General features: G+C 75.2%; 20 protein-coding genes. 7 read left to right on the top strand and 13 right to left on the bottom strand.

Annotated features, from left to right (window positions below; translation table 11 throughout):
• Positions 1-18: 18 nt before the first annotated feature.
• Positions 19-2199, bottom strand: coding sequence for a BTAD domain-containing putative transcriptional regulator (locus ACFVUY_RS09130; RefSeq protein ID WP_387728478.1), 2181 nt, complete (start codon positions 2197-2199; stop codon positions 19-21).
• Positions 2200-2376: 177 nt separating this feature from the next.
• On the opposite strand from ACFVUY_RS09130, the gene ACFVUY_RS09125 reads away from it, so the two are divergent.
• Both ACFVUY_RS09125 and ACFVUY_RS09120 read left to right on the top strand, forming a co-directional pair.
• Positions 2377-2919, top strand: coding sequence for a hypothetical protein (locus ACFVUY_RS09125; protein WP_387686491.1), 543 nt, complete (start codon positions 2377-2379; stop codon positions 2917-2919).
• A 145-nt stretch (positions 2920-3064) separates the two neighbouring features.
• Entirely contained in the window at positions 3065-3880 is an 816-nt protein-coding gene (locus ACFVUY_RS09120; protein ID WP_387728476.1) for a hypothetical protein, read from the top strand.
• A 110-nt stretch (positions 3881-3990) separates the two neighbouring features.
• Here the strand turns inward: ACFVUY_RS09120 and ACFVUY_RS09115 are convergent, their stop codons facing one another.
• The 4 genes from ACFVUY_RS09115 to ACFVUY_RS09100 form a co-directional block, all read right to left on the bottom strand.
• Positions 3991-5232 (bottom strand): MFS transporter, encoded by a 1242-nt coding sequence (locus tag ACFVUY_RS09115; RefSeq protein WP_387728474.1) that lies wholly within the window; start codon positions 5230-5232, stop codon positions 3991-3993.
• A gap of 65 nt (positions 5233-5297) precedes the next feature.
• Complete coding sequence (locus tag ACFVUY_RS09110) at positions 5298-6302, bottom strand: HEAT repeat domain-containing protein (protein WP_387728473.1); 1005 nt, start codon at positions 6300-6302, stop codon at positions 5298-5300.
• Positions 6303-6305: 3 nt separating this feature from the next.
• Entirely contained in the window at positions 6306-6977 is a 672-nt protein-coding gene (locus ACFVUY_RS09105; protein ID WP_387728471.1) for a HEAT repeat domain-containing protein, read from the bottom strand.
• A gap of 89 nt (positions 6978-7066) precedes the next feature.
• Positions 7067-7462 carry an SHOCT domain-containing protein gene (locus ACFVUY_RS09100; protein ID WP_387686481.1) on the bottom strand — a complete coding sequence of 132 codons (396 nt, stop codon included), beginning with the start codon at positions 7460-7462 and terminating at the stop codon, positions 7067-7069.
• Between the two features lie 307 nt (positions 7463-7769).
• Here ACFVUY_RS09100 and ACFVUY_RS09095 point away from each other — a divergent pair, with 307 nt between their 5' ends.
• A complete protein-coding gene (locus tag ACFVUY_RS09095; protein ID WP_387686479.1) occupies positions 7770-8633 on the top strand; it encodes a hypothetical protein in 864 nt (287 codons plus the stop codon).
• Between the two features lie 33 nt (positions 8634-8666).
• Here ACFVUY_RS09095 and ACFVUY_RS09090 read toward each other — a convergent pair whose 3' ends face one another.
• Positions 8667-11390 (bottom strand): LuxR C-terminal-related transcriptional regulator, encoded by a 2724-nt coding sequence (locus ACFVUY_RS09090; RefSeq protein ID WP_387728469.1) that lies wholly within the window; start codon positions 11388-11390, stop codon positions 8667-8669.
• A 148-nt stretch (positions 11391-11538) separates the two neighbouring features.
• Positions 11539-12429, bottom strand: coding sequence for a YhjD/YihY/BrkB family envelope integrity protein (locus ACFVUY_RS09085; protein WP_387686475.1), 891 nt, complete (start codon positions 12427-12429; stop codon positions 11539-11541).
• Between the two features lie 317 nt (positions 12430-12746).
• Here ACFVUY_RS09085 and ACFVUY_RS09080 point away from each other — a divergent pair, with 317 nt between their 5' ends.
• Positions 12747-14354, top strand: coding sequence for an MFS transporter (locus ACFVUY_RS09080; RefSeq protein ID WP_387728467.1), 1608 nt, complete (start codon positions 12747-12749; stop codon positions 14352-14354).
• A 71-nt stretch (positions 14355-14425) separates the two neighbouring features.
• On the opposite strand, the gene ACFVUY_RS09075 is transcribed toward ACFVUY_RS09080, so the two are convergent.
• The 4 genes from ACFVUY_RS09075 to ACFVUY_RS09060 form a co-directional block, all read right to left on the bottom strand.
• A complete protein-coding gene (locus ACFVUY_RS09075; protein ID WP_387728465.1) occupies positions 14426-15832 on the bottom strand; it encodes a DUF2252 domain-containing protein in 1407 nt (468 codons plus the stop codon).
• Positions 15829-16182 carry a hypothetical protein gene (locus ACFVUY_RS09070; protein WP_387686469.1) on the bottom strand — a complete coding sequence of 118 codons (354 nt, stop codon included), beginning with the start codon at positions 16180-16182 and terminating at the stop codon, positions 15829-15831. The genes ACFVUY_RS09075 and ACFVUY_RS09070 overlap by 4 nt, the downstream gene beginning before the upstream one ends.
• Before the next feature lie 74 nt (positions 16183-16256).
• Positions 16257-17669: an MFS transporter gene (locus ACFVUY_RS09065; protein WP_387728463.1), complete on the bottom strand. Its 1413-nt coding sequence runs from the start codon at positions 17667-17669 to the stop codon at positions 16257-16259.
• A gap of 12 nt (positions 17670-17681) precedes the next feature.
• Positions 17682-19511: a glycoside hydrolase family 15 protein gene (locus tag ACFVUY_RS09060; RefSeq protein WP_387686465.1), complete on the bottom strand. Its 1830-nt coding sequence runs from the start codon at positions 19509-19511 to the stop codon at positions 17682-17684.
• Between the two features lie 178 nt (positions 19512-19689).
• Here ACFVUY_RS09060 and ACFVUY_RS09055 point away from each other — a divergent pair, with 178 nt between their 5' ends.
• The gene (locus ACFVUY_RS09055) at positions 19690-20211 is read left to right on the top strand and encodes a hypothetical protein (RefSeq protein WP_387728461.1); all 522 of its coding nucleotides are present in this window, start codon (positions 19690-19692) and stop codon (positions 20209-20211) included.
• 104 nt (positions 20212-20315) lie between these two features.
• Here ACFVUY_RS09055 and ACFVUY_RS09050 read toward each other — a convergent pair whose 3' ends face one another.
• Positions 20316-20606: an SHOCT domain-containing protein gene (locus ACFVUY_RS09050; RefSeq protein WP_387728459.1), complete on the bottom strand. Its 291-nt coding sequence runs from the start codon at positions 20604-20606 to the stop codon at positions 20316-20318.
• A 103-nt stretch (positions 20607-20709) separates the two neighbouring features.
• Positions 20710-21165 (bottom strand): DUF6325 family protein, encoded by a 456-nt coding sequence (locus tag ACFVUY_RS09045; RefSeq protein ID WP_387686459.1) that lies wholly within the window; start codon positions 21163-21165, stop codon positions 20710-20712.
• Positions 21166-21559: 394 nt separating this feature from the next.
• Between ACFVUY_RS09045 and ACFVUY_RS09040 the strand changes: the two genes are divergently transcribed.
• Positions 21560-22885: a hypothetical protein gene (locus ACFVUY_RS09040; RefSeq protein ID WP_387728457.1), complete on the top strand. Its 1326-nt coding sequence runs from the start codon at positions 21560-21562 to the stop codon at positions 22883-22885.
• A 153-nt stretch (positions 22886-23038) separates the two neighbouring features.
• On the top strand, positions 23039-23473 hold the full coding sequence (locus tag ACFVUY_RS09035) for a hypothetical protein (protein ID WP_387686455.1): 435 nt from the start codon (positions 23039-23041) through the stop codon (positions 23471-23473).
• Positions 23474-23538: the final 65 nt, after the last annotated feature.

Genomic DNA, 23538 nt, shown 5'->3' with positions numbered 1-23538 from the left:
GGGACCGCCGCGGGCCGGTCACGGGGGCGTCGGCGCCGTGGCGGAGCGCCGGTCCGGCACGGGCTCGGGCTCGGGCTCAGGTGTGGGCTCGGGCGGGTCCGGTGCCCGGGTCGCGTCGGCGGCCGCGGCTGCCAGGCGGTCGACCTCGACCCACTCGTCGAGATGCGGGCCGGTCGTCCGGTGGCCCGGGTCTTCGGGGTGCGCGGGCCTGCCGGGGCGACCGGGACGGCCGGCGGCGGGCGGGGCGGGGAGGAAGGCGGGGGAGCGGCCGCGGTGCAGGTACCAGGAGCCGAGGCGCTCCAGGGCGGCGCGGCGCTCCGCGGCGCCGGTCTCGACGGAGCAGCGCTCGGTGGCGTAGAGGCGCAGGAGGTCGTTGAGCCGGTAGCGGTCGTGCTCCTCGGGGGCGAGCAGGTGGGCGGCGGCCAGTCGGTCGAGGACGGGCCGGACGGCGGCGGCCGGGGCGCCGGCCAGGGCGGCGGCCGCGTCGGAGCCGATGCCGACGGCCGGGACCAGGGTGAGCAGCCGGAGCAGCGACCGGGCCTCGGCGGGCAGCGAGCGGTAGGAGAGGTCGAAGGCGGCGCGGACCGCCGAGGTGTCGTCGCCCTCGATCTGCAGGGCGCTCAACCGGTGCTCCGCGTCGAGGAGTTCGGCGGCGTAGTCGGCGAGGCCGCGCTCCGGGCTGGCGGCGAGGCGGCTCGCGGTGACGGCCAGGGCGAGGGGCAGCCGGCCGCAGGCGGCGGCGAGTTCGGCGGCGGCGCGCGGCTCGGCGCGGACGCGGTGCCCGCCGACGATGCGGGCCAGCAGTTCGAGGGCCCGGTCGGCGGGCAGCACGTCGAGCACCAGCGGCCGGGCCCCGTTGCGGACGGCCAGCCCGTCGAGCCGGGTGCGGCTGGTGACCACCGTGCGGCAGTCCGGGGCGCCCGGCAGCAGCGGGCGGACCTGCTCGGCGTCGCGGGCGTTGTCGAGGACCACCAGCAGCCGGCGGTCGGCCAGCAGGGAGCGGTAGAGCGCGGCCGCCTCGTCCGCCGCCGCGGGGATCCGGTCTCCGGGCACGCCGAGGGCGCGCAGGAAGCGGGCCAGGACGGTGTGCGGGGCGAGCGGGGCGTCGACGGAGTAGCCGTGCAGGTCGGCGTAGAGCTGGCCGTGCGGGAACCGGTCCCGGACGCGGTGGGCCCAGTCGACGGCGAGGGTGGTCTTGCCGACCCCGGCCGGTCCCGAGACGGCGCACACGGCGGCGGCCGGCCCGGGCTCCTCACCGGCCGGGGCGGTGAGCAGCGCGTCCAGGGCCCGCAGTTCCGGGTCGCGTCCGACGAAGGTGGCCAGGGCGGGCGGGAGTTGGGCGGGCGGCGGGGGAGGCGCCTGCGCCGGGGCGGCGGGTGGCGGAGCGGGCGGGGCGGGCGGCGGGGCCGGCGCGGTCGGCGCTTCCTCGGCGCGGGCCGGGGCGGCGGGCACCGGCTCGGTGGCCAGCAGCTCCAGGTGCAGCGCCCGTAGCCCCGGACCGGGGTCGAGCCCGAGCTCGTCGGCCAGCCGGTCCGCGAACCGGCGGTAGGCGGCGAGCCCCTCGGGGGCGCGTCCGGAGCCGTGCAGGGCTCGCATCAGCTGTCCGGTGAAGCGTTCCCGCAGCGGGTGGTCGGCCACCAGCGCGGTCAGTTCGGGGACGGCCGCGCGGTGCCGGCCGAGGGCGAGCTCCAGGTCGAGGCACTCCTCCCAGGCGGTCAGCCGCAGTTCGTCCAGGGCGACCGCGCCCGGGGCGTCCGCGTCCACGGCGAGTCCGTCCAGGGCCGGCCCGCGCCACAGGGCGAGTGCCGCGCGGAGCCCGTCGACGGCCTCCGGGGTGCGTCCGGCGGCGGCCTCGCCGCGGGCGAGGGCGAGCCGGTCGGTGAAGTCGCGGGCGTCCAGCCGGTGCCCGGTGAGGGTGATGCGGTAGCCGCGGCCGTCGGTGAGCAGGACGGGCGGCGCGGCCGGGTCGGCCTCGGCGAAGCGGCGGCGCAGTACGCCGGCGAGGTTGCGGACCTGGCGGGTGGCGGTGGCCGGCGGCCGCTCCTCCCAGACGGTGTCCACGAGGCGGGCGACCGGCACGGAGCTGTCCGCGTTGAGCAGGAGGGTGGCGAGCAGCCGCTCCTGCCGGGAGCCTTCGGAGGGGACGCGTCGGCCGTCGCCGGTCCACACCTCCAGCGAGCCGAGGATCCTGAACTCCATGCGTCCCTCCCTGGGGGCCGCGGGGCCGGACCGGACCGCCGCTGTGCGTGGATGGGCACGAGTGTGACGAAGTGATGATCAGATGATGCCAGTTGTGTGCGTTCGGTTGAGAGCTTTGTCGTGCACCGGCTGAAACGAGCCGGTCACCCACGAGGCACCCGAACCCTGGAGCAGTCGATGAACCGTCTGAAGAAGGCCGTCGCCACCGCGACCGCCGTCGCCGCCGCCGTCCTGATCCCGCTCACCGCCGCCCCGGCCTCCGCCACCACCGGGCCGGCCACCCACCTGGGGATGACCTGGTCCGCCGTCTCCTACGGCCCCGAGGGCACCGTCCAGGTCGGCGGCCCCGGCGGCAGCCCGAGCAACGCCTACAGCGGCGACACCGCGCCGTCCGTCTCGCTGCCCGTGCTCTGCCTCAACGTCGACGGCAGCCCGGCCCCGTCCGGGATCAGCCTCGGCTTCTACAACGGCTGGGCGCAGGGCACCGTCGCCCTCAGCCAGCCGGTCAAGGGCTCCCGCCTCAACAGCCGGGCCGCGGCCGACAGCGTCTGCCAGGCCGCCTTCGGCGCCGGCTGGCGCGAGGCCGAGTTCCACGACGGCCACTACGGCACCGACCTGTCGCAGACCGGCGGCTGGACCTTCTGGGCCTACGGCAACATCCCGAACAACACCCGCTTCTGGACGGCCATCAACGACCAGCCGGCCAACCCCTGGAACTGACCGGACGGACGCCGCCGGTGCGCCCGCCCTCCCGGCGGGCGCGCCGCGGCGGCCGGTTTCGGGATTCGCCGACGGGCCGCCCGGGTACGCCGTACGCTCGGGGCGCCGGCGGTCGGCCGCCGCCCGGGACCCGGAGGAGGACGGCGTGGACACGGCTGCGGAACGCACGTCCCCGGGCGGGCCCCGGACCGACCCGGCGCTCGTCGACCGCGTCACCGAGGCGCTCCTGCTGGCCGGCCTGCCCGTCGGGTACGGCGGACACGGGCACGGCGTCCACCTGCGCCCGGCCCGGCCGTACGACGACTCCGACGACTGCGCCGGCCTGATCGCCCTGCACTGGGAGCCCGGCCCCCGGCTGGCGGCCGCCGCGGCCATGGAACAGCCCCAGCAGCCGGCGTTCGCCGCCCGACGGGTCGTCGGCAGCACCATGCGGAACGCGCTCGCGGAGTTCCTGCCGGCCTTCGGCATCGAGGTCGTGGCCGGCCGGCTCGACGGGGAGACCAGGGTCGGACGGGCCGACGGACCCGCCCCGGCCACCGGCCAGGACGCCGCCGCCCCGGCCCCGGCCGGCTCCCGCCCGCAGGACCTCGGCATCGGCGCGGACGTCGTCGCCGCGGTGCGCCGCACCGCCGGGCTCGCCGGCCTGCCGGTCGCCGACCACCTCCACGCGCCCGGCATCACCCTCACGCCGTGCCCGGCCGTCGAGGACGGGGACGACACCACCGGCGTCGCCGACCTCCGCTGGAACCCCTCCCGCCGGCTGTCCGCCGCCGCCGACGGCGACACCCCCGCCGCGGAGCGGGCCGCCCGGGCCCGCACCGCCGTCCAGGACGCGATGCGGCACGCCTTCGGTGCCGTCCTCGGCGCCTGCGGCCTCGACCTCCAGTGGCGCCGCCCGGCCGCGCTCCCGTACCAGCTGCGCGCCTACGGGCTCACCGACGGGCTGCCGGTACGCCGCTGACGCCTGCCGTGCCCGCCGGAGGGTTCGGCCCGCTGGTGCGGATCCCCTGTTCGGTGCGGGGAGTCGGCGTGCGGAGACACCGAAGGATGATGGAAAGGGCGGGCGCCGGTCTACGGGACTTCGGCCTCCTCCCGCAGATCGCCTGCGGCGTGCGGGAGTCGCACCGCGGGGCGGCGCAGTGGGCCGCGGAGGCGGTGGGCCAGGGCGGCGGCGGCCACGCAGAGGGCCAGTGCGGTCCAGAGCAGCGGGGGGTTCTGCAGGCCCAGGCCGATGACGGCCGGCCCGACCGCGTAGGACACCGTCCAGGTCAGCTGGAACAGGGACATGTACGGGCCTTCGTCGCCCTTGGGGGCCATGGCGACCGCCGCCGCGGCCGCGGTGGGCTTCGAGGCCAGTTCGGCCAGGGCCAGGACCGCCGCCACCAGGACGGCGAGCGGGCCCTGGACGGCGTGCGGGGCGGTGGAGACGGTCGCGGTCAGCGCGATGGCGACGGCCGCCGCGCCGATCGACAGGCGCAGGACCCGCGAGCGGCTCCAGCCGGAGAGCCGGCGGCTGATCCGCATCTGCAGGGTGGTGGCGGTGGCGTAGCGGACGGCGACCACCACGGTCGGCCACCAGGCGGCCTGGTGGAGGCTTTCCACGAGGTACACGGGGAAGGCGACCGTCGGGATCAGCCAGGCCGCCGACAGCAGTGTCTGGGACGCGACCAGGGACATGAAGGGCCGGTCGCGCAGCGCCGCCCGGGTGTTCGACCTGGCTGCCCTGCGCGCGGGCCGCTCGGCGGCCGGTACGGTGACCCCGAGCAGGAGGACGGCCGCGAGCAGGGAGCTCGCGCTGTTCAGGGCGAGCGCGACCTGCAGGCCGTGTCCGCCGGCGAGCGCCATCAGGGCGGTCGCCCCCAGGGTGCCGACCCCCAGCGAGGTGGTCTTGAGCACGGTGACCGCGGAGAACCACGCGGTGAGCTCCGCCGGCTTCGCGAACCGTGCCACCAGCGTGGGCCAGGCGGCCCCGTAGAGGCGGTCGGCGGCCGTCACGAGGAAGCTCACGGCGGCCACGGCGGGCAGGTTCCCGGCCGCGAAGAACAGGCCGTACCCGAGCGCGGTCAGGACGCTGCTGACGAGCAGGCAGGACTTGGGCCCCGCCGCCTGGACGAGCCGCCCGCAGAGCGGCACGACGGCGAAGGACGCGATCGACCCGACCGTCACGGCGGTGCCCGCGGCGGCCGCCGGAAAGTGCTGGACGGTGACGAAGAACAGCAGCGACAGCGGCAGGAAGACGCCGGAGCCGAACGTGTCGATCGCCACCGAGAGGAACAGCCGCCGCTGCCGACGGAACCGCCCGGCCCCTGTCACGCCACCCCCACCCTCGAACCCCCGGTCACCCCTGCCCCGATCGGACCCCCCGATCGCGGTCGCGACTACCGCGTGTCGCGCAGCTTGAGAATGTACGTCGCGGTCAGCGCGACCGCACGGTCCTCGTCCCGCGTCAGCTCCGCGAGGGCGCGCGACGTCGTGCTCCCCGGGACGTCCGCGAGGGCCTGGGCCAGCCTCCGGCGGGCGTCCGGTCCGAGGCCGTCGAGGGCGAGGCGGTCCACCAGCCCGGTGGCGATCCGGTCCGCCAGCGCGGGGTCGTTCGCCAGCGCGCCCAGGGTGTCGGCCGCGTCGGCGTCGTTCGCCGCCTCGACGATCATGTCGATGAGCGTCGGGACCGCGTCGGCGACGCCACGGGCGCCGAGCGCCAGCGCCGCGTACCTGCGGACCACGGCGTCGGGGCTGCCGAGGGCGTCCCGCAGCAGTGCGGTCGCGGCGCCGTCCGGCAGCTCGGCGAGGGACCGCACGGCACGTTCGCGGACCTCGGCCGCAGGCGAGCCCAGGCCCTGCGCGAGCAGGGCCGCACCGTCGCCTCCGGTCTGCGCCAGCGCCCAGCGGAGGGCGCCGGCCACATTCGGGTCCGACTCGCCCAGCACGGCCTCGACCAGCGCCTCCACCGGCACCGCGACGTCCTCGCCCGCGGACAGCGCGGCGCGCTGCCGCGCCCCCGGGCTCTTCGACTCCAGGGCCTGGAGCAGCGCGACGACCTGGAGCACCTCCTCCCAGCCGGCCGGTCCCGCGGCGTCGATCCGCCGCAGCCGGGTGAGCAACTCGGTCTCCGCCGCGATGCGTTCGCGGGTGCGGAGAATGAGGTCGTCGACGAGTTCGGCGGGCGCGAAACCGGGGTCGTCGAGGGCCCGCCCGACGTCGCGCAGCGACAGGCCCAGCGACCGCAGGCTCTCGATGTGGAAGATCCGCCGGATGTCCTCGTCGGCGTACCGGCGGTAGCCGGAGCCGGTACGGCCCGTCGGCCGCACCAGCCCGAGCGACTCGTAGTGCCGGAGCATGCGGGCGCTGACCCCGGACCGCCGCGCGACGTCGCCGATCAACACTGCCTACCGTCCCTCCCGGCGGCCCTCGCCGAGGACCGCCGTGCGCTTCGCCTCCTCGATCGCGAACTCGAATCCGGCGTCCGGGTCGCGCCACAGCCGCTCCGTGGCGAGTGCGTGGGCGCGCACCCGGGGGTCGGGGTCCGCCGCCGCGGCGTCCAGTGCCGGCAGCATCGCCTCCCCGAGCGCGATCAGCGCCCGGCTGAGGCTCAACTGCGTCTCGCGTCCGCCGCGTCCGAGCTGAGCGGCCAAGACTACGGCCAACTCGCGCTCCCCACCCTCGGGCACGAGCACGACCGCGGCCCGCCAGGCGCTGCGGGCCACCTCCTCGTCCGCGTCGGCCAGCAGCGCCGGCGTGATCGCCGGCCAGGCCCGCCGGTCCCCGATCTTGGAGAGGGTGTGCAGGGCCTGGCTCCGTGCCTGGGCACCGTCCGCGCGCACCTCGTCGAGCAGCAGCGGGACCGTCACGGCCGCCTCGTGCCGGGTGAGCGCCCAGGTGAGCGTCTCCCGCACGGTGAACTCGGGCTCGACCGCGCACCGTTCGACGAGCCCGCCGACGAACCGCGGGTCCGGCTCGCTGCCGACGGCCATCGCCGCCCGCAGCCGTACCGACGAGTCCTCGTGCGCCAGACCCCGCAGGGCCCGCAGGGTGTTCGTGTCCTCTTCCGTCCCGACCATCAGGACCACCTCCTCGGCAGCAGTGAAGACCTTGTCACCGTGTCAAGGTCAAACGGCCGGGAGGGAGGAACCGGGCGGGGCCGGGACGGTCAGGCGAGCACCTTCGCCTTGGCGCGCTGGTACTCGTCCTCGGTGATGGCGCCCTTGTCCTTGAGCTCCGCGAGCCGGGCCAGGTCGTCGACGTGGGAGGCGGGTGCCGGGCTGTCGGCGGCCGTCTGCCGGACGTAGTCGCGGAACTCCCGCTCCGCGTCGGTCGCCCGCAGGACCTCGCGCCGCCCCATGCCCTTGCCCCGCGCGATGAGGTACACGAACACGCCGAGGAAGGGCAGGACGAGCAGGAACACGGACCAGCCGGCCTTGCCCCAGCCGCTCACGCTGTCGTCGCGGAAGAGGTCCCCGAAGACGCGGAACAGCAGGAAGAACCACATGATCCACAGGAAGATCCACATGGTGGTGAAGAAGATGTCGAGCAGTGGGTAGTCCACCGCGAGCCTCCTGACATCGACGGCGTGCCCCGAACGGGCTGCCGCGGGCGCGGTCTGCCGGGCGGGTGCGCCCCGAGCGGCCACCCGGGGTGTCGGGGTCCGGGCGGGAAGCCGTGACGTGCTCCACCCTCCAGGGACGCGCCGCGGGTTCGTCCCGTCATCACCCGGGCCGGGTGGTCCGGCCCCGGGGCGGCCGCCCACCGGCGGGGTTATTCTGCGGCTGATGGGCGGATCGGAGAGTGCGCGGCGACGACAGCCCGGCGTGGTGGGACGACTGCTGAGGGCGCTCCGGGCGGATCCCTCCCACATGCCCGAGCGGCTGGCGGCCTTCGTCGTCGACTACCTGGGCCCCCAGGCGGCCGAGACGGCCGCGGCGCTGCGCGGGCCCGGGCAGGAGGGGACGGCCCGGCAGGATCCCACCGAGCAGATCATCGACCGGGGCGTGCGCCGGACCGTGGTGGAGGGCTCCTTCCTCGGGGGCCCGTTCCTGCTCCTGCTCCCGGTCGCGTTCGTCGCCGCGCTGCTCGCCCAGCTGCGCATGGTGCTGGAGCTCGCGGCCCTGGCCGGCCACGACCCCTGCGGTGACGACGCGGCGGCACAGATCCTGGTGGTGCAGGGGGTCCATCCGACGGTGGAGCAGGCGCAGGAGGCCCTGCGGAAGGCGGCGCGGGCCGGAACCGGGGGGCGGGACAAGGCCTCCTGGCCGGCCGTCGTCCGCCGCCAGGCCTATCTGATCGGCCTGTTGACCCCCGAGGACCCGGCGCGCTCGGCCGTGCGCAAGTGGCTCGGCTGGGCCGGCCTGGGCGTACTGCTCCTCGTCGGAACCGTGGTGCCGTTCGTGTGGGTGCCCGCCTGCGGACAGATGTACTGCCGCGCCACCGGCGAGCTCGCCGACCGGGCCCTCCTCCGGTTCGGGCTGACGGCGTCCGCGGCCGCCCAGGCGAGGAGGACCTCGTCGATCCTGCGCCCGGGCATGCTCCTGGTGGCGCTGCGGACCGTGCTGGCGTGTCTGGCCACCGCGGGCGCGGTGGTGGTCGTGCTGCTCACCGGGGCCCGGGTCGTCGGCCACGCGTGGCTCGCGGTGTTCCTCCTGCTGCTCGGGGCGAGTGCGCTGGCCGTCGGCTGGCGCTGGTTCCGTGACCGGAGGCACCGGCGCACCCGGGCGGGGTAGGCGCGGTCCGCCCGCCGCGGGGGCGGCACGAGGTCAGAGCAGGTCCAGTTCGCGCGCCCGGCGTACGGCCCGGTTGCGCCCGGTGACGGAGAGCTTCCGGTTGATGCTCTTGAGGTGCGTCTTGACCGTGTTCACCGAGAGGAACAGCCCGGCGGCGATCTCCTCCGTGGACAGCATCTGGGCCGCCAGCCTCAGGACGTCCAGTTCGCGGTCGCTCAGCGGTTCGACCAGGGCGTCGGTCGCGGTGGTGTTCCCGGACGCCCCGGCCGGGAGGCCGGGCAGCAGGTCGGCGGGCAGCCAGCCGTGGGAGTCCGCCAGCTCGGGCCGGGCCTGCAGCAGGTGCCGCAGCCACGGCCCGGCGTCCCGGAACGGCCGGCGCAGCCGCTCCGGCCGGGCGACCGCGAGGGCGCGGGCGAGCAGGCGCTGGGCCGCGGCCTCGTCGCCGAGGGCGGCGGCCGCCTGGGCCCGGGCCAGCAGGACCCGTACGGTGATCGCGGGCCCGTGGCCGTCGCGCTCCGGGACCGCCTCCAGGATCCGCAGGGCGCCCCGGTTCTCCCCGGCGGCGAGGTGCGCCCGGGCGGCGGCGACGGCGTGTTCCGGACCGTCCGCGCCACTGCGCTCCAGCGCCTCCAGCGCGGCGGCCGGGTCCCCTTCGGCGAGGTGCCCGGCCGAAACGGCCACGGCCACGGCCTCCCGCACCCAGGGCGGCGGGGGGTCGGCGGCGGGACCGCCGTCCGCGAGCCCGCCGAGGAGGTCGAGGGCCGCGCGGGGGCGGCCCTCGGCCAGTAGCGTCCTCGCCCGGACGATGGCGATTCCCGCGGTGACGGCCGGGTCGTGGTCGGCCGCGGCCGACCGGGCGGCCCGGTCGATCGCCGCCCGCGCGGTGGGCAGGTCGTCGCGGTCGACGGCGAGCGCGGCCAGCACGAGCTGGCCGGCCCCCGTGCGGGATTCCGGGGACAGCCCGGAGCGTTCGGCCTCGGCCCCCGCTTTCCGCAGGTGGGCCTCCGCCGGCCCCGGCCTGCCCCGCAGCACGTCGATCAGGGCGAGCCGGGTGAGCGATTCGTGGCGCGGACAGGCCGTGGTGGGGTCGTCGGCCGCCGCGGCGGCGGCGGACAGGGCCGCCGCGGCGGCGTCGAGGCTGCCCTTCCAGAGCAGCGCGGATCCGAGGTCGGCCAGCCGGAGCGCGGGAAGTTCCGGGTGCTCGCCGAGCAGCGCCGGCGGGACGTCCTCCTCCAGTCGCGCGGCCTGGACGGCGGCGGCCCGGGCCATGTCGGCCGAGCCGAGCAGCCGGCCCGCCAGCACCCGGAGGTGGGCCGCGCTGAGCAGGGCCGTCGGAACGTCCTCGGCACCGCGTTCGGACAGCAGCGTCTCGGCGCGCCGGAGGTGGTCGAGTCCGCGGTCCACGTCGTGGCGGGCGAGGTCGCGGGCCGCCCGGACCAGTTCCGGGGCGGGCCCCCGGGCGTCGGGCGCCATGTCGGCGAACAGGCGGTCGAGCCGGTCCGCGTCGCGGCCGGTGAACAGCCGTCCGATGGCCAGCCGGTCGACGACCTGCGTCGCGGCGAACTCCCAGTCACCGGCCGCGGCGGCGTGCACCAGCCCGTCGGTCAGGTGTCCGGCGGCGGTGAGCCAGCGGGCCGCCCTGCGGTGGAGCGCCCGGTCCAGCCCCGGGCTGCGGGCCGCCAGCTGGACGCGCAGGATCTCGGCGAACAGCGGGTGGCAGCGGTACCAGGAGCGGCCGACGGGTTCGACGAAGGTGTCGGCGCGCGCGAGGCCGGCGAGGATCCGCGCGCCGTCCGGCCGGCCGGTCAGGGCGTCGGCCAGCTCGGGGTGGATCCGGTCCAGGACGCTCGTGCGCAGCAGAAGGTCCTGGGTCTCGGCGGGCTGGGTGTCGAGGACCTCGGCGAGCAGGAAGTCCGCGACCGTGCTGCGGCAGGCCTCGAACTCCTTCAGGTACGCCTCGGGGTCGGCGGCGCCCTGGGCGGCGAGGGCGGACAGCCGCAGACCGGCGGCCCAGCCGCCGGTCCGCTCGGTCAGCGTCCGGACGGTTCCGGCGGAGAGGGCGAGGCCGTGCCGCCGCATCAGCGCGGCGGTCTCCCGCGGGCGGAAGGCCAGGTCGGCGGCCCGGATCTCGGTGGCGCAGCCGGAGGCGCGGTAGCGGTGGAGCGGCAGGCGCGGCTCCGTGCGGCCGATCAGGACCAGCCGCAGCCCCTGGCCCGCGTGGCCGAGCAGGAAGTGGAGTCCGGAGGCCACCTCGGCGGACGACACCTGGTCGAACTCGTCGAGGACGAGGACCACGGGCGCCTCGCGGCGGCTCAGGTGGGCGGCCAGCCGGGCCAGCAGCGCGTGATCGACCTCGTCGGCCCGGGCGGGGGTGCCGATGTCGTCCGGCAGGGCGACGCCGTGGTGCCGGAGGGCTTCCAGCAGGTAGGCCCAGAAGACCCCCGGCGCGTTGTCCTCCCGCTCCGCGGTGAGCCAGACCGCCGAACCGCGCAGCCGCGTCGTGGCCAGCCAGTCGGCGACGAGCAGGGTCTTCCCGGCGCCCGCCGGGGCGTTCACCAGCAGGAGGGACGTCCGGAGACCGTCGCCGAGGCGCTCGGCCAGCCGCGGCCGGTGCACGAAGGTTCCCGGAACCGGGGGGACGGCGAAGCGGGCCGCGAGCACGGGGTTGCCGCCGGGTATCCGGGCCGGCCGGGCGGAGCGGTGTCGAGGTGCGTCCGCCGGACGGACGGGGGAGTCGACGGCTGGGCTGAGGGGCATGGTGCTCACCTCAGGGTGGGGTACGGCGCATGGTGAGCGCGGATCGCTGACAGATCCCATCCTGGCCGACGCCGTCCGACCTGGCAAAGGGGCCTCCCGGCCCACCGGTGGGGGCCGCCCGCCGCTTCGGGTCCCGTCCGGCGGCCGCTCAGTCCTCGTCCGCCGGGACCGGCTCCGGAGTCCCCAGGAGCCGGGCCAGTCGTCCCTGGCTCGCCACCACGTACCCGATGCCGATGCCGAGGGTGATGGCCGTGAACACCACGATGAGCCAGCTGAGCAGGGTGAAGACCAGGCCGAGCGGGCCGAACTGGGTCACGCTGCGGTTCAGCGAGCGGGGGACGTAGAGCCGCGACGCCCAGGCGAGCGTGGTCAGCGCGGCCCCGGTCAGCACCGCCCCGGGCAGCAGCGGGAGCCAGGGGATCCGGCCGCCGAGCAGCAGGTGCTGGGTCCACCACCAGAGCAGCGTGGCGGTGACCAGGTAGACCAGGACCCCGAGGCCGGTGCCCGCCCCGAACCCGGACCGCACCTGGCCCTGGAGGATCAGGGCGGTGAGCCAGACCAGGAGCCAGGCGAGCCACCGCCAGGCCGCCAGGCGCCCCGCCAGGTGGGGCAGGTACCAGCTCTGCTCGCACAGGCGCTGCAGGATGCGGCTGCAGCTGGTGGCCGAGAGCAGGGTCACCAGGATCCCGATGCCGCCGAAGGTGTCGGTGGTGGACTCCTTGCCGCTGGGGTGGAGGGCCCCCTTGATCTCGTCGAGTGATTCGCCCTGGAGCCCCAGGACGGTGCGCAGGGACTCGGAGACGGTGTTGCGCACCTCCTGGGGCATGAAGGCGGCCAGCACGAACAGCACCGGGATGGCGGTCAGGAAGGTCTGGGCCGCGAGGCGGGTGGCCATGTCCAGAACCCGGACGTGGAGCAGCTGGGCCGCGAGCCGGCGCAGGAACGGCACGTCGCGCAGGGTGGCCGTCCGCCCTCTCAGCCAGGCGGTCCGGGCGCGGAACCATTCGGCGCGGCCGGGCTCACCACGCTGTGCCGCCACCCCGGGCTCCCTCCGGTCGATGCCTGCCCCCGGTCCGTCGCGGCCCGTCGTCGGCCGAGCGCCGAGGATTTCAAGACTGGGCGACAGGACGGCGGGCGGCACGTCGGGTGGTCCGCCGTTCGGCGCAACCCGCGGGCACCGGTGCCCACCCGCTCCGGCGGGCCCGGCCGATCCGGTGGGACCGGGCCGCGCGTCGGCGCGCCGCGGGTGACCGCCCGCCGCGGCGGCGCCCTCGACGGGCGACCCGGTCACGGGGGGACGAGGGTACGAGGCAGGCGCGTACGGACCGCGTGGGCCGGTGTGCGGGAGGAGTCACGGTGAAACGCTGGAGGGCGCTGATCGTCCTGGGCATGGCGCAGTTCCTGATGGTGCTCGACGCGTCGGTGATGAACGTGTCCATCAGCCAGCTGGTCGAGGACTTCGACACCGAGGTCACGGCGATCCAGGCGGTGATCACGCTCTACACGCTGGTGATGGCGGCGTTCATGATCACCGGCGGCAAGCTCGGCGACATGTTCGGGCGCCGCCGGATGTTCACGGTGGGGCTGGTGGTCTACGCCGTGGGATCGGCGATCACGGCGGTGGCGCCCACCCTGGGGCTGCTGGCGCTCGGCTGGTCGGTGATCGAGGGGCTGGGCGCGGCACTGGTCCTCCCGGCGCTGGCCGCGCTGGTGGCCGGCTCCTACCGGGGACGGGACCGCGCGACCGCCTACGGCGTCATCGGCGGCCTGGCCGGGGCGGGCATCGCGGTGGGGCCGCTGCTCGGCGGATGGCTGACCACCTACCTGACGTGGCGGCTGGTCTTCGCCGGCGAGGTCGTCCTGGTGGTGGTCATCCTCTTCCTGCTGCGCTGGATCGAGCGGCAACCCGTACCGGAGCACCACGAGCGGATCGACCTGGTCGGTGTGCTGCTGTCGGTGTCCGGGCTGGGGCTGGTGGTGCTGGCCGTGCTGCAGAGCAGCACCTGGGGCTGGCTCCAGCCGCGCAATCCGCCGTTCACCGTCCTCGGATTCTCACCGACGCTCTTCGCCGTCGCGCTCGGCGGGGTGCTCCTGGTGCTGTTCCGGTCGTGGGAGCTGCGCCGGGAGCATCCGCTGGTCAGGTTCGCGCTGTTCGGCATCCCACCGCTGAGGTCCGGGCTGCTGATGCTCTTCAGCCAGAACCTGATCCTCCTCGGGCTGTTCTTCGTCATCCCGCTCTACCTCCAGGCCGTGCAGGGCCAGAACGCCTTCCAGACCGGTCTGCGGCTGCTGCCGGTGTCGATCACGATGCTCGCCGCCTCCATGTCCGGCCCGCTGCTCACCCGCTTCGCCTCGCCGAGGACGGTGGTGCGGATCGGGCTGCTGGTGCTGTTCGCCTCGTCCCTGTGGCTGGTGGGCACCGTCCAGCCGGAGCTCGACGACCTGTCGTTCGCGCTGGCGATGGCCGCCCTGGGGATCGGCATGGGGCTGCTCGCCTCGCAGCTGGGCAACGTGGTGCAGTCGAGTGTCGGGGAGGAGGACCGCAGCGAGGTCGGCGGGCTGCAGTACACCGCGCAGAACCTCGGCTCGTCGCTGGGCACCGCGCTGATCGGCGCCATCCTGATCGGCGCCCTGACGGTGGCGTTCGGCAACGCCGTGGCCGGGAACCCGGAGATCTCCGACGCCGTGAAGCAGCAGGCGGGCATCAGGATCGAGGCGGGCGTCGCCTTCGTGCCCGCGGACCAGCTCGCCACCGCGCTCGCGCAGACCACCGTCCCGCCGCAGGAGGCGGCCGCCGTCGTCGACTCCTACCGCGCGGCCCAGCTCGACGGCCTCAAGGTGTCACTGCTGGCCGCCGCCGCGATCACGCTCACCGGCTTCGCCTTCACCGGTCACCTGCCCGCCCGGCGGGCGCCGGGCGGGAGCGGGCCGAAGCGCCGGGGCGGGGGGACGGCCGGGGCGTAGGGCCGCACCGGTTCCCGCGCGGCGGCTCGCCCGGGACGCCGACGCCGGCCGCCCCGCCCCCGGGGGCCGTGTCACACCCCGGGCCGGGCGGTGATCCGGCCGCTGTCGATCGCGGCGGTGAGCGCGGCGTGGTCGGCGCCGGTCAGGTCGGTGTACGTGAGGGCGAAGTCGGCGATGGCACGGTCGAAGACGTCTCCGGAACCGAGGTACGCCGCGATGGCGACGCGGTCCCCGGTGCGGGCGTGTCCGCGGGCGAGGGTGCGGCCGCACAGCTCGGCGTACCCGTCCAGCAGCTCCCTGGGCATGCCGTCGATGACGGCGGAGCCCTTCATGTCGCGCAGCTGGCGCCAGTAGAAGTGGCGGCCGGCGGGGCCGGTGGCCCAGCCGAGGAAGATGTCGCTGACGGCCTGGAGGCGGCGCTGGCCGGCGACCACCCGCCGGCCCTGGTGCCGGTGGGCGCTGGGCGCGAGGTGCGGTTCCAGCACGGACCGTTCGGCCTCCTTCACCTGGAGGAACAGCGGTTCGCCGGTGGCGCGTGCGCGGAACAGGCCGATGTGGCAGCGGGTGCCCACGCTGCCCACGCCGACCACCTTGCGGGCCGCGTCGACCAGCTCGAAGCGGTCGAGCAGCGCCGCCCGCTCCTCCGGCAGGGTGTCCCGGTAGTCCAGCAGGATCTGCTGCAGGCGGGGCAGGTCGTCGCGGTTGATCGGCTCCAGCAGCGGCGGGTCGTGGATGATCCGGGGCTCGCCGTCCGGGCCGGGTTCGGTGAGTTTGGCCAGGGCCTGCAGGCTGGTGCGCGCGCGTGCCTTCGCGATCGTGGTCCGCACCCGCTTGCGGTACTTCGACGCCTGGATCAGCGGCAGCAGTTCGGCGGTGTCCACCCGCTCGTACCAGACGTCGAGTTCACCGAGGCCGGCGAGCCGACGCATGGCGAGCCGGTACGCCCGGGCGGACGACTGCGCCACGGCCCGGGCGGAGTCGTCGGGTTCCCCGTTCTCGCGCGCGGCCACGGCGATGCTGGCGGCCAGGCGTTTGACGTCCCACTCGAAGGGGCCGGGCAGGGTCTCGTCGAAGTCGTTGAGGTCGAAGAGCAGGGCGCGCTCCGGCGAGGCGAAGAGCCCGAAGTTGCACAGGTGGGCGTCCCCGCAGAGCTGGACGGTGAGGCCGGTGTTCGGGGCGGCGGCGAGGTCCGCGGCCATGATGGCGGGCGCGCCGCGCAGGAAGGCGAACCGGGAGGCCGCCATCCGGCCGTAGCGGATCGGTACGAGCTCCGGGACGCGGGTGGCGGCCTGGGCCTCCAGGATGTCGACGGGGTCCGCGCGGTCCGGCCCGGGGGTCCAGGTCCCGTGGGCCGAGCGCGGCACGTTCCGGCGGACCCGCCGCCCCGCCGAGACCGGGTCGGAGGCCGACGGGTCCACCTGCTCGGCGCCGTCGGCTCCCGGGGGCCGGCCGGGAGCCCCGGCCGGTGCCGACGTCATGCCCGCACCTGCCCGTGTGTCGTGCGGGTGGCCTGTCGGATGGTCTCGACGACGTGCGCGACGGCGTGGGCCATCGTGCCGGTCAGGAGGAACAGGACGGTGATGAGGATCCAGCCGTTCTTCTCCTCGACGCCGAGGTCGGCCGCGTGCACCGGGCGGACCGGCGTGGGTGCGCGCTGCGGCGCGGGGCGCAGGAGTTCCCTGGCGATCGCGACGATGCCGGACAGCGCGTGGGCGATCGCGCCGGCCATGAGCATCGAGGTGCCGAGCACGATCCATCCGACGCGTCCGAGCTCGTCGGGTGAGGTCGTGGTGGTGGGACGTGACGCCTGGTGGTGGATACCGAGCACGGGGCTCGCCTCCTTCGGGGGTTCGACAGGGTCGTCGGGGTCGTCGGGGTGGTGGAGCGGCCCTCCTTCGGCATTCATCCTCCGGGTCCGGGGCCCGGGGTGCCCGCCGCGGTGGTCCGGTCGTGCGGCAGGAACAGCGCCGCGCAGAGTCCGGCCAGGCCGCAGACGGCGAGGGCGGCCATGGCCGCCGCGTAGCCGTTGCGGGTGAGCTGCGAGACCAGGATGGTTCCGGCGATCGCGGTGCCCAGCGAGGAGCCGAGGTTGGAGATGCTGCGGGAGAGGCCGGAGATCTCGCCCTGACGGCTGTCGGGGAAGGCGGACTGGACGATGTTGACCGAGGGCGTGAGCATCAGGCCGATGCCCAGCCCGATCAGCAGCAGGCCGGGGGTGAACGCCCAGACGCTGTCGACGGCGCGGACCAGGAGCAGCAGCACGACGATGCCGGCGGTGGTGAGCGCGAAGCCGGTGAGGATCAGCGTGCGCTGGGAGTGGCGCTCGGCCAGGCGCTCGGCGGCGAGCGAGGTGGCGAGCAGGCCGAGGGTGGCGGCGGTGAAGACGCCGCCGGTGGCGATGGCGCTGTAGCCGCGGACGACCTGGAGGTAGGCGCCGACGGTGAACGAGACGCCCATCAGGACGAGCCACTGGGCGTTCTGGGTGACCAGCCCCAGGTTCGAGGTGCGGTTGTGGAAGAGGCTGGTGGCCAGCAGCGGTTCGCGTCCCGTGCGCTCCAGCCGGCGGATCCAGCGGAAGAAGCCGGCCAGCACCGCGGCGCCGGCGAGCAGCAGCGCGATCATCAGCCAGGTGTTGTTGTCGGCGGCGAGGATGCCGGTGACCAGCAGGATCAGCCCGGCCGCCGACAGGACGGCGCCGACGGTGTCGAACGGCCGGGTGGGGTCGGCGGGGAGCGGGTCCTCCAGCGTGCGGGTGAGGAACAGGATCAGGGCCACGATCACGGCCTGGAAGCCGAAGTTGGCACGCCAGTCGATGGCCGTGGTGAGCAGGCCGCCGAGCAGCGGTCCGGCCGCGGCGCCGATGCCGCCGAGGGCCATGATGGTGCCGAAGGCGCGGGCCCGGGCCGCGGTACCCGTGAACAGCAGTGTGGTCAGGATGTAGACCGGGGGGATCAGCAGGGCGGTGCCGACGCCCTCCAGGACGGAGTTGCCGAGGATGAGGACGCCGAGTCCGGGGGCGGCCGCACTGAGCAGGGCGCCGACGCCGTAGACGGCGAGGCCGGCCATCAGGCAGCGCTTGCGGCCCCAGCGGTCGGTGAGTTTGCCGCCGGGGATCATCAGCGCGGCCATCACCAGCAGGAAGACGGTGATGGCGACCTGGACGCCCTGGACGCTGGTGTCCAGGTCCGTGCTGATGTCGTTGATCATCACGTTCATGCTGGAGCCGGCGAAGCTGCAGATGAACTGGGCCAGGGCCAGCGGGACCAGGACCTTGCGTCCGGCCGTGGCGGCGGCGGTGGCGACGGTGGAGGTCATCCCGCGTCCCCCTCAGGAGGCCCCGTGGCGGTCGAGTTCCTCGTCGAGGGCGAGTGCCGCGTCGATGAGGGCGAGATGGGTGAACGCCTGGGGGAAGTTGCCCAGTTGCTCGCCGGACGGGCCGATCTCCTCGGCGAACAGGCCGACGTGGTTGGCGTAGGTGAGCATCTTGTCGAACGCGTAGCGGGCCCGGTCGACCCGGCCGGCCCGGGCCAGGGCCTCGACGTAGAGGAAGGTGCAGAGGTTGAAGGTGCCCTCGGAGCCGCTCAGCCCGTCGGGGGAGGCGGCCGGGTCGTAGCGGTAGACCAGGCTGTCCTGGACCAGTTCCCGGTCCATGGCGTCGAGGGTGGACAGCCAGGACGGATCGGTGGGGGAGAGGAAGCCGACCTTGGGCATCAGCAGCAGCGAGGCGTCCAGGACGTCGGTGCCGTAGTGCTGGGTGAAGGCCTCGCGCTCGGGGCTCCAGCCGCGTTGCACGATCTGGCGCAGGATGTCGTCGCGCTCGGAAGCCCAGCGGTCGAGGTCCGCGGGGCGGGCGAACCGGCGGGCGATGCGCACGGCGCGGTCGAAGGCCACCCAGCACATCAGGCGGCTGTAGGTGAAGTCCTTGCGTCCGCCGCGGGTCTCCCAGATGCCCTCGTCCGGGCGGTCCCACTGTTCGGTCAGCCAGTCCATGAGCCCGCGGAACGCCGCCCAGCCGCGCAGTGCCCCCATGTCGCTCTCGTCGGCGGCGAACGCGTAGGCGGCTTCGCCGTAGATGTCGAGCTGGAGCTGGTCGGCGGCGGCGTTCCCGGCGCGCACCGGGGACGAGCCGCGGTAGCCCTCCCACTGGGTGAGGGACTCCTCGGTCAGGTGGGGGTCACCGTCGATGCGGTACATGATCTGGAGCCGTTCTCCCCCGGAGCCGGCGGCCTCGATCCGGTCCCGCACCCAGCGGCGGAAGGCGCGCGCCTCGTCGTGGAAGCCGAGGCCGATGAGGGTGCGGACGGAGAGCGAGGCGTCCCGGATCCAGGTGTAGCGGTAGTCCCAGTTCCGTTCCCCGCCGATCTGCTCCGGCAGCCCCATCGTCGCGGCGGCGATCATCGCCCCGGTCGGGTGGTAGCTGAGCAGCTTGAGCGTGATCGCCGAGCGGTCCACCATCTGACGCCAACGGCCGTGGTAGCTGGAGGACTTGAGCCATCCGTACCAGAACTCGCGGCAGGCGTCGAAGGTGGCGAGGTGCTCCGCTTCGGTGGGCGCGGCGGTAGCGGCGGCGCCGGCCGGCCGGGCGGTGAGGAGCACGGTGGCCATCTCTCCCGCGTCCAGCGTGAACCGCGCGGTCACGTCGGAGCCGTCGGGGTGGAGCACGACGGGGCCGGTGGCCTGCACGCACAGTTCCTGGTCCGGGCCGCGGAGCACCGCGCAGCGTTCGTCCGTCAGGGTGAGCCGGTGGGAGGCCCGGCCGTAGTCGAAGCGCGGCCGGCACTCCAGCAGGAAGGGCACCCGTCCGCGCACCACCCGGGCGGTGCGGATGATCCGGTGCCGGTCGCTCGGGGTCGCGGAGGTGTCGGGGATCATGAAGTCGACGACCTCGGCCACCCCCTGCGGGGCGAGGAAGCGGGTGATCAGGATGGCCGTATCGGCGAGGTAGAGCTGTTTCACCTGTGCGTCGGGCACCGCGTCCCGGTCGACGGCGAGCCCGCACCGGCCGCCCTCGGCGTGGTCCAGCAGGGAGGCGAACAGGCTCGGGGAGTCGAAGCGGGGGGCGCACCACCAGTCGATGTCGCCGCTGGTGGCCACGAGCGCGGCGGTCTGGAGGTCGCCGATGACCCCGTGCTCGGCGATCGGGGGGTAGGGGTTCAAGGCGAGCTCCTCGGCGGACGACCAGGGAAACATCCTTCCCCTCACGCTAGGGGCGGTGGCCGGAGCCCGGGTCACCCGGCGTGGGTGACCGCGGCCGTGCCGGAACCCGCGGCGCGGGTGATGATGGCCGCGACGGACCCCAACGGCCGTCTCCGCGGCGATGACGGGAGCAGGCGTCGTGACAACGTCCCGCGGTCCTGCCCCCTCCCCGCGCGACCCGGCCCGGGGCGGAATCCGGAAGCGGACCGACTACGCCGGAGCGGTGTACGGCTCGATGCTCGCCGCCTCCGTGATCGCGGCCTCCAGCCTCACCGAACCGCACCCCCGGCTGTCGCTCATCCTGCTGCTGGTGATCACCGGGATCGTGTTCTGGATCGCGCACGTCTACGCGCTGGTGGCCGGGGAGCGCGAGGCCGGCCGCCAGGTCACCTGGAGCCAGGTGCGCGAGGTCGGCCGGCACGAATGGCCGCTGGTCGAGGCGTCGGCGCTGCCCGCCCTGGCGGTGCTGGTCAGCCCGTGGCTGGGGGCGGGGGAGAACGCCTGGCTCGCCCTCGGTGTCGCCGTGGCGCAGCAGGTGGCCTGGGCGACGCTGGGCGCCCGCCGGGCGGGCGCCTCGCCGCGCCAGATCGCCGCCGAGGGGGTGGTCAACCTGCTCCTGGGTCTGGTCATCGTGGCGGCCAAGGTCGCCGTCGGGCACTGAGCCACCCGCGGCGGGTGGGGCCGCTCGCCGTGCCGACCGTCCTCGGCGCCGTGCCGACCGTGCTCGGCGCCGTGCCGACGGTGCTCCGTACCGTGCCGACGGTGTCAGCCGGCCAGGAGCCGCTGCTTCTGCGTGGCGAACTCCTCCTCGGTGAGGACTCCCTGCTCCTTCAGCTGCGCCAGCTGCTGCAGCTGGGAGATCTTCGCGTCCATCCCCGGCGGGGCGGGCGCGGCGGGTGCAACGGGAGCCGGCGGCGGGGGCGGCGGCGCGGGTTCGGCCATCTCCTCCTGGTGCGCCCAGCGGCCCGCCTGGCGACGGGACACCCGGTTGGACACGGCGGTCGCCGTTCCGGCGACGACGGCGGTGCGCGCGACACCGCGCAGCAGTCCAGGCATGACGCGTACTCCTCTCGGTGGCTTCGGATCTCGGTGGCTTCACGTTCCGGTGGCTTCGCGCGGTGGCGGACGGCCCGGAGACGGCGCCCGCCCGGCGCGTCCGTCAGGTCGTCCCTTCGGTACCGTCCAGCTCGTCCAGGGAGTGCAGCAGCTCCGGCATCGGCACCCGGCCACTGGCGACCACCCGGGCGCCGCCCCGGCGCAGGGCGGTGGCGAACGGGGCGGCCCAGGTGTTCTCGTAGATGAGCACACCGGCCGAGTTGCCGGGCTCGATGACCCCGGCGGCCTCGCTCAGGTCGCCGGCGTCGAGCAGTCCCGACCCGGCGCCCTCGAAGACGGCCAGGTCCAGTCGGCCGTCGCCGTCGAAATCGGCGATCTCCATGCCCGTGACGGTGCCGTCGGCGTCCTTGCGCACGAACGCGAAGTCCAGGATGCGGATCACATTCCGTTCCACCAGGTCGACCAGCAGCGGGAGCGCTTCCCCGGTCATCCGGTTGCCGGGGAACTCGACCACCACGTAGTCGATGGGCCCGGTCTCGGCGAGGACGTCCTCGGCCATGGCGGTGCTCCTTTCGGGGGAGTCCCTCGCCCGGCCCGGCGGGCCGGCCGCTGGTACCGACCGTAGGGGCCGCCGGGGCGCCGGCGGATCACCTGTCCGGGGTGAGGCGGTGGCCCGGTGCCGGGCACGCCCCGGACCGGGCGGAGGGCGGGCGGCCGGGTCGCGCTCCTCGTCCGGGTGGCCCAGCCCGGGGTGCCGGGCGGGGGCTCCTGCGGCGTGAATGGTGTCCAGCGGCGCCGTGGCCGCGCAGCGAATGCCGGGAGGGCCGTTGAACGGGCCGAGTGAACCCCAGCCGTCCGAGCCCCCGACGGGCGGGCCGGTGAACGGAGGCGCCACCGCGGGGCCCCGGCACCCCTCCCGGGCGGGCCGGATCGTCAGGAGCACCGTCTCGGCCGTGCTGATCACGCTGACCTGCATCCTGGTGCCGGTCTCGCTGCTCACCGTCTGGGTGCACGACATCGCGCTGGACACCGACCGGTACGTCAGCACGGTCGCGCCGCTGGCCACCAACCCCGCGATCCAGGACGCCGCGGTCAAGCGGATCACCCAGGCGGTGGACGTGAAGGTGAACGGCCCGGAGGTCGCCTCCGACCTGGCCTCCTGGCTGCAGTCGCAGGGCCTGCCGCCCCGGGCCGCGTCCGCCGTCAAGTCGCTGGGGCCCAAGATCGACGACGCGGTGGACCAGGTGGTCTCCAAGGCGGCGACCAAGGTCGTGCAGAGCGACGCCTTCGACACCGTCTGGACGCAGGCGAACCGCGCCGCCCACACGGCCGTGGTCCAGGCCCTGACCGGACACGGCCGCGGCGCGGTCGGAGTCAGCGACGGCACGGTCACCCTCGACGTCGGGAAGGCCGTGGACCAGCTGAAGGACCAGCTGGTGGCCGCCGGGCTGACCCCGGCCGAGAAGATCCCGGAGGTGAACAAGCAGCTGGTGCTGTTCCAGTCCGACAAGCTGGCCAAGGTCCGCGGCGCCGCGCACGCGCTGGACGTGCTGGGCAACTGGCTGCCGGTGATCACCGTGGTGATCGGTCTGGTCGGCGTCCTGCTGGCCCGGCGCCGGCGCCGGGCCCTGGTGTCCACGGCGCTCGGCGCGGCGGGGGCCGGCCTGGTGGTGGCGATCGCCCTGGTGATCGCCCGGCACTACTACCTCGACCACCTGCCGCCCGCCGTGCAGTCCCGGGACGCCGCGGCCGCGGTCTTCGACACGCTGGTGAGGTTCCTGAGGGTCAGCCTGCGCACCCTCGTCGTCCTGGGCGTGGTGGTCGCGCTCGGCGCCTACCTCTCCGGGGCGGGACGGCTGCCGCGGGCCGTGCGCGGCGGGGCCGACCACGCCGCGGACTCGGTCGCAGGCTGGGGCGGCGCGCACGGCGTGCACACCGGACGGGCCGGAACCTGGACCGACGCCCACCGCCGCTGGCTCGCCCTCGCGGCGCTGCTGATCGTGGCCCTGGTGTTCGCCCTCTGGAACCACCCGACGGTGCTGACCGTGCTGCTGCTCGTCCTGGTGCTCCTCGTGCTCCTCGCCGTCCTGGCCCTGCTCGCGGCCTCCGGACGGGTCGCCGGCCCAGGACGGGTCGCCGGCCCAGGACGGGGCGGTGCGCCCGGCGGGGTCGATGCGTCCGGAGGGGGCGGGGTCGGCGCGCCCGGAGGCGGCGGGGCACCCGAAGGGGGCGGGGCGTCCGGAGGCGGCGGCGCCGAGAACCCCCGGGAGGAGGGCTGAAAGGGCTCCGCGAGGGACGTCCGGGCCTCGGCCGCGGCCGGTACGACGCCACGACAGGACGGGGATCCGGTTCTACCGTGAACGTAGGACTTCTGTTCCACCCTCCCGCCTTCCGCGGTCCGCGAGGCGGTTGCCATCGAAGGAGTCACCGTCATGACGAGCAGCGTCAGTGGAGTCGGCAGCAGCCAGATCCCCCAGCCCCAGCGGCACCCGTACGCGTCCGGGTGGACCATCTTCGCGGGGGTCATGCTGATCACCGGCGGTCTCATGGCGGTCTTCGAGGGGATCTCCGCCATCGCCAAGGACGACCTGGTCGTCGTCACCCGCAACTACGCGTACTCGCTGAACAGCGCGGGCTGGGGGTGGATCCACCTCATCATCGGCGTCCTGATCGTCGTGGCGGGCATCGCGGTCTTCAGCGGCGCCCTCTGGGCCCGGATCTTCGGTGTCGCCCTCGCCGGCCTGGGAATGATCGCCAACTTCCTGTGGCTGCCCTACTACCCGGCGTGGGCGATCGTCCTGATCGCGATCGACGCCCTCATCATCTGGGGGCTGTGCCACGGCGGCCTCAAGGCGGCGGCCGAATGACCTCCGCGCAGGCCCGTCCCTGACCCGCGCCACCGGCCCGGATCCCGGCATCCGCCGAGGTCCGG

The organism is Kitasatospora sp. NPDC058063 (genome assembly GCF_042885395.1).
GTDB classification, from domain to species: Bacteria; Actinomycetota; Actinomycetes; order Streptomycetales; family Streptomycetaceae; genus Kitasatospora; species Kitasatospora lactacystinica.
This window is presented reverse-complemented; position numbering and strand designations above follow the sequence as displayed.